General features: G+C 70.4%; 5 protein-coding genes. 1 reads left to right on the forward strand and 4 read right to left on the reverse strand.

What is annotated here, in order from left to right; all coding sequences use genetic code 11:
* The 4 genes from CON77_RS14090 to CON77_RS14105 all read right to left on the reverse strand — a co-directional run.
* The coding region (locus CON77_RS14090) for an AAA family ATPase (protein WP_157826985.1) at positions 1–751 on the reverse strand (751 nt) is incomplete at its 3' end.
* Between the two features lie 27 nt (positions 752–778).
* Entirely contained in the window at positions 779–1,963 is a 1,185-nt protein-coding gene (gene bktB, locus CON77_RS14095) for a beta-ketothiolase BktB (RefSeq protein WP_101050145.1), read from the reverse strand.
* A gap of 140 nt (positions 1,964–2,103) precedes the next feature.
* Positions 2,104–2,883, reverse strand: coding sequence for an SDR family NAD(P)-dependent oxidoreductase (locus CON77_RS14100; protein WP_101050147.1), 780 nt, complete (start codon positions 2,881–2,883; stop codon positions 2,104–2,106).
* Positions 2,883–4,577, reverse strand: coding sequence for a diguanylate cyclase (locus tag CON77_RS14105; protein WP_101050149.1), 1,695 nt, complete (start codon positions 4,575–4,577; stop codon positions 2,883–2,885). Before CON77_RS14105 ends, CON77_RS14100 begins: the two co-directional genes overlap by 1 nt.
* A gap of 83 nt (positions 4,578–4,660) precedes the next feature.
* Here CON77_RS14105 and CON77_RS14110 point away from each other — a divergent pair.
* The coding region (locus CON77_RS14110) for a TatD family hydrolase (protein WP_101050151.1) at positions 4,661–5,418 on the forward strand (758 nt) is incomplete at its 3' end.

Raw genomic sequence — 5,418 nt, forward strand, 5'->3', positions numbered from 1 at the left:
GGGGGTGCTGCGCGCGGCAGCGCTGGCGCGCCTGGACCAGGTGCTCCAGCACCTCGGCCGGCAGCGGCAGGGCGGCCGCCCGCTGGCGCAAGGCGGCCAGATCGGCGGGGTGCAGGGTGGCGGGTGTGCCGGCATCGCCCGCGGGGTCCTGGGCCGGGGTCGGCGGTGGGGCCAGCAGCAGGGCGTGGAAGTGTTCGTCGTCCACCGGCGCGACGGGGACGCGCAGCAGGAAACGGTCGTAGAAGGCCAGCAGGCCCTCGTCCTGGGGCAGTTCGTTGCTGGCGCCCACCAGGCACAACAGGGGCACGGGCTGGCGCTGGCTGCCGTTGTCGAACTGGCGTTCGTGCAGCAGCCCGAGCAGGGTGTTGAGGATGGCCGAGTTGGCCTTGAACACCTCGTCCAGAAAAGCGACTTCGGCCTGGGGCAGGTAACCCTCGGTCAGGCGCTCGTAGCGGTCGTCCTCCAGGGCGCGCAGCGAGAGGGGGCCGAACAGCTCTTCGGGCACGGTGAAGCGGGTCAGCAGGCGCTCGAAATAGCGCGTGCCGGGCAGGCGCCGGTGCAGGCGCCGCGCCAGTTCGCTTTTGGCGGTGCCGGGCGGGCCGAGCAGGAGCACGTGCTCGCCGGCCAGGGTGGCCAGGAGCAGGCAGCGCGCGGCCACGTCGCGCTGCAGCAGCCCCTGCTCCAGCGCGGCCAGGGCAGCGCCCCAGTGGGTGGGTGCCGCGCCAGGGGCGGTGCCGGTGTGGGTGTCCACCGCGTCAGTCCTGCACCGCCGTGTGGCTCAAGCCCGCTCGAAGATGGCGGCGATGCCCTGGCCACCGCCGATGCACATCGTCACCAGCGCGTAGCGGCCGCCGGTGCGTTGCAGCTCGTACAGGGCCTTGACCGTGATCAGCGCGCCCGTGGCCCCGATCGGGTGGCCCAGCGAAATGCCCGACCCGTTGGGGTTGACCTTGGCCGGGTCCAGGCCCAGGGTCTTGGTCACCGCACAGGCCTGGGCCGCGAAGGCCTCGTTGGCCTCGATCACGTCCAGGTCGTTCACGCTCAGGCCGGTTTTCTTCAACACCGCCTGCGTCGCCGAGATCGGGCCCACGCCCATGATCTTGGGGTCCAGCCCGGTGTGGGCGTAACCCACCAGGCGGGCCATGGGTGCCAGGCCGCGGGCCTGGGCGGTCTTGGCGTCCATCAGCACCACGGCGGCGGCCGCGTCGTTGATGCCGCTGGCGTTGCCCGCGGTCACGGTGCCGTTCTCTTTGGCGAACACCGGCTTGAGCTTGGCGAAGTCTTCCAGCGTGGCGCCGGTGCGGAAATGTTCGTCGGTGGCGTAGGCCACCTCACCCTTCTTGCTCTTGAGCATGACGGGCACGATCTGCTCTTTGAAGTAACCGGCTTCGGTCGCCTTCTGGGCGCGGTTGTGGCTTTCCACCGCCAGCGCGTCCTGCATCTCGCGGGTGATGCCGTACTGGGCCGCCACGTTCTCGGCCGTCACCCCCATGTGGATGTTGTGGAAGGGGTCGTGCAGGGCACCGATCATCATGTCCACCATCTTGGTGTCGCCCATGCGGGCGCCCCAGCGGCTGGTGAGGCTGGCGTAGGGCGCGCGACTCATGCACTCGGCGCCGCCGCCGATGGCGACGTCACAGTCGCCCAGCAGGATGGACTGCGACGCCGAGACGATGGCCTGCAGACCCGAGCCGCACAGGCGGTTGACGTTGAAGGCCGGGGTGGCCTCGGCACAGCCGCCGTTGATGGCCGCCACGCGCGACAGGTACATGTCTTTCGGCTCGGTGTTGACGACGTGGCCGAAGACCACGTGGCCGACGTCGGTCCCGGCGGTCTGGGCGCGGGCCAGGGACTCGCGCACGACCAGGGCGCCGAGTTCGGTGGGGGGGATGTCTTTGAGGCTGCCACCAAAGGTGCCAATGGCGGTGCGCACGGCGCTGACGACGACGACTTCACGGGTCATGCTGGGTCTCCTGAGAGGTGTGGGTAAGGGGGCGACCGAGGCTGTGGCCACCACCGGTCCATCATAGCGCCCCATTCCTGCCGTGCACCTGACGGCTGCGCGAGCCTGTCGGCTGGGCGACGCCGTGCGGCTTCTGCCTGTCAGTCGCGCACGTCGGCCACCACGTCCTGGCCGAAATCGGCGTGCTCCAGGTGGGCCAGCACTTGCGTGGCGGCGGCCTCGGGCGGGGTGAGCAGGCCCCCGGTTTTCAGGCCGACGAAACGCGCCCGGTCGGGGAAGCGGGCCGGGTCGCCGGCACGCAGTTGCACCTGCATGTCGGTGTCGATCACGCCCGGGGCCAGCGAAACGACGCGTGCACCGTGCGGGCGCTGGGCTTCGTCGAGCGCGGTGCAGCGGCTGAAATGGTCCAGTCCGGCCTTGGCCGCGCAGTAGGGTGCCTGTCCGGCCATGGCGCGCCGCCCCAGACCGGACGAGATGTTCAGCACCTTGCGCGGGCCTTGCCAGCCGGCGTCCACCCAGGCCTGGGTGGCGCGCAGGAAGGCGCCGGTCAGGGCCATGGGCGCTTCCAGCCCGACGCGCAGGGCATGGGCCAGGTCTTGCGCCGGGCAGTCGTTCAGCGGGCCGATGGCCGGGATCACGCCGGCGTTGTTGATCAGCGTGGCGCTGTCCAGCGCCGGTGCGTGCAGGCTGTGCAGCCAGCGCTCCAGCCGTTCGGCCGCTTCCGCGGTCTGGGCCAGGTCCTGCGTCCACTGCTCCAGGTGGGCCCCGACCTCGGTGGCGGCGTGTGCCAGTGCGTCCGAGGTGTGGCGCGAGATGCACAGCAGCACCCCTTGCGGCGACAGCCGCTGCCGGGCCAGTGCCAGGCCCAGCCCGCGCGAGGCGCCGGTGACGATGGTGAGGTGGCGGGCGGGGTCGGTCATCACGCCTCCTCGGCCAGTCGGAAGCCGTTGCGGCCGGCGGCCTTGGCCTGGTACAGGGCGGCGTCCACCCGGTGCAGCAGGGCGTCGCTGCTCTCGTGGCCGCTTGCCATGGTACCGCCCAGGCTCAGGGTGATGTGGTGGCCGTTGTCGCGGGTCTGGGTTTCCACGTCCTGGCGGATGCGTTCGCCGATCTTCACCAGCGTCTCGGCGTCGCAGGGCGAGAGGATGACGAGGAATTCGTCCCCACCCCAGCGTCCGGCGTGGTCGTAGGGCCGCAGGTTGGCGCGCAGCAGGCGCGCCACTTCCACCAGGGCGGCGTCGCCGGCGGCGTGGCCGCGCGTGTCGTTGATCTGCTTGAACCAGTCCACGTCGAGGTAGATGACGCCGTAGGCCACGCCTTCGCGGCGCGCGCGTTCGGCACTGCGGGCCATGATGTCGGTCATGCCGCGCCGGTTGGCCAGACCGGTCAGGGCGTCCACGCTGGCCAGGCGGTCCAGGGCCTCGGTGCGTTCGCGCACCTTGGCTTCAAGGTCGCGGGTGTTGTCGCGGATGGCGCTGGCCATGCTGCTGAAATGGCCGATCAGGCGGCCGATTTCGCTGTGGGCCACCGGCAGTTCGGGCGGGGCCAGGTCGCCGTCGCGCACCCGCAGCATCGCGTGTTCCAGGGCAGCCAGGGGGGTGAGCACCCAGCGCCGCAGGCTCAGGTGGAACAGCAGCAGACTGGCCACCAGCACCAGACCGATCACGGCGGCGATCGGGGCAAAGCGGCGCACCGGCATCAGTTGGTCCAGGTCGATCAGGGTGACCTCGTACCAGCCGATGGTGGGCAGGTGGGCCATGCCCACCAGATGGCGCTGGCCGTTCATCTGCACGAAATCGTTGATGACGGTGCCGCCGGGGTGGCTGGCTTGGCCCAGGCGTTGCAGGTGGGCCTGCATCCGGGAGCGGTCTTCGGACGTGTCGAACAATTGGGTGAACAGGCTTTTCTGGCCCTCGGGCTTGACCACGCTGGCGAAGTCGATCAGCTTCTGGTCGCGGAACAGCTGAATGGCGCCGTTGGCATCGACGAACAGGCTGGTGATGCCCGGCTGGCTCAGGTCCACCACATCCCGCAGGAAGGTGTCCAGCTCCACCCCGGTGCCCACGATGCCCAGGACCTGGTCGCCGTCGCGCATGAGCACGTCGATCCACAGCTTGGTCACCTTCAGCTCGGGATCGGGGTTGACGTTGAGGTGGAACGGCCGCCCCTGGCGGATCAGTTGGTAGAACCAGGCGTCGTCCGGGTCGTCGGGCCGGAGGTGGTAGCGCAGCGGCTCTTCGGCGTACTGGTTGGCCGCGTTGTTGTGGAAATAGGCGCCGTTGGCCTGCAGTGCAACGAAAAAGCTGCGGTCCTGGAAGTTGAGGCGGTAGCTCTCCATCTCCTGCAGGGCATAGGCCTTGAGCAAGGGGTTGTCCGGGTCGCGTGCCCAGCGTTTGAGCACCTGCGAATCGGCCATTTGCCGGGCCAGGGCGATTTCACGCTCGATCGGGCGCAGCAGCCGGGCGCTGTCGTAACGGACCTGGATGTCCACCACACGTTCGCCCCATTGCTCGATCACGCGCTCGGCCACCACGCGGAACATCGCCCAGGTCAACACCGTGGCCGAGACGATCAACGCGGTGGTGAGCAGCAGAAACCGGTTTTTGAGACTCAAGTCCTTTTCCCTGGGGGTGGTGGGGTGTGGCCATTGTGCACCAGCACACCCCTGCTGTGGGGCTGAACCATAATGGTCCGGGTATGTGGATCGACACGCATTGCCACCTGGATGCCGCCGAATGGAGCGACACCAAGCGCCTGCGCGCCCGCGACGAGGCGCGCCAGGCCGGCGTGGGGCTGTGCGTGTACCCGGCGGTGGCACGCGGCAACTGGGCCGTGGTGCGGGCCCTGGCGCACCAGACCGGCGACGCCTACGCCCTGGGCATCCACCCCCTGTGCGTGCCGCAGGCCCAGGACGAGGACCTGGCCGCCCTGGACGCGGCCCTGCAGCGCCACCGCGACGACCCGCGCCTGGTGGCGGTGGGCGAGATCGGTCTGGACTTTTTCGTGCCCGAACTGTGCCAGCCGGCCCAACGCGAGCGCCAGACCCGGTTCTACCGGGCACAGTTGCATCTGGCCCAGCGCCACGGCCTGCCGGTGCTGCTGCACGTGCGCCGTTCGGCCGATGCCTTGCTGCAGGCCCTGCGCGCCCTGGCCCGCCAGGGCCGGCCGGTGGCCGGGCTGGCGCATGCCTTCAACGGCAGTGGGGTGCAGGCGCGGGCCTTCCTGGGCCTGGGCTTTGCCCTGGGGCTGGGCGGTGCGCTCACTTTCGACAGCGCGCGGCAGCTGCGCCGCCTGGCCGCCGAACTGCCCCTGGCTGCCCTGGTGCTGGAGACCGACGCCCCCGACATCCCGCCGCAGTGGCTGTACGTGCCCGCCGCCGAGCGTGCCTTGGGCCGGCCCCAAGGGCGCAACGCCCCGGCGGAGCTGCCCCGCATCGGTGCGGTGGTGGCGGGGCT

It is taken from the genome of Macromonas nakdongensis, assembly GCF_002837145.1.
Taxonomy (GTDB): domain Bacteria; phylum Pseudomonadota; class Gammaproteobacteria; order Burkholderiales; family Burkholderiaceae_C; genus Macromonas_B; species Macromonas_B nakdongensis.

Excerpts from the sequence above, each read along its gene's own strand:
- CON77_RS14100 (WP_101050147.1), bottom strand. The coding sequence starts at position 2,883 with ATGACCGACCCCGCCCGCCACCTCACCATCGTCACCGGCGCCTCGCGC.
- bktB (WP_101050145.1), bottom strand. The coding sequence starts at position 1,963 with ATGACCCGTGAAGTCGTCGTCGTCAGCGCCGTGCGCACCGCCATTGGC.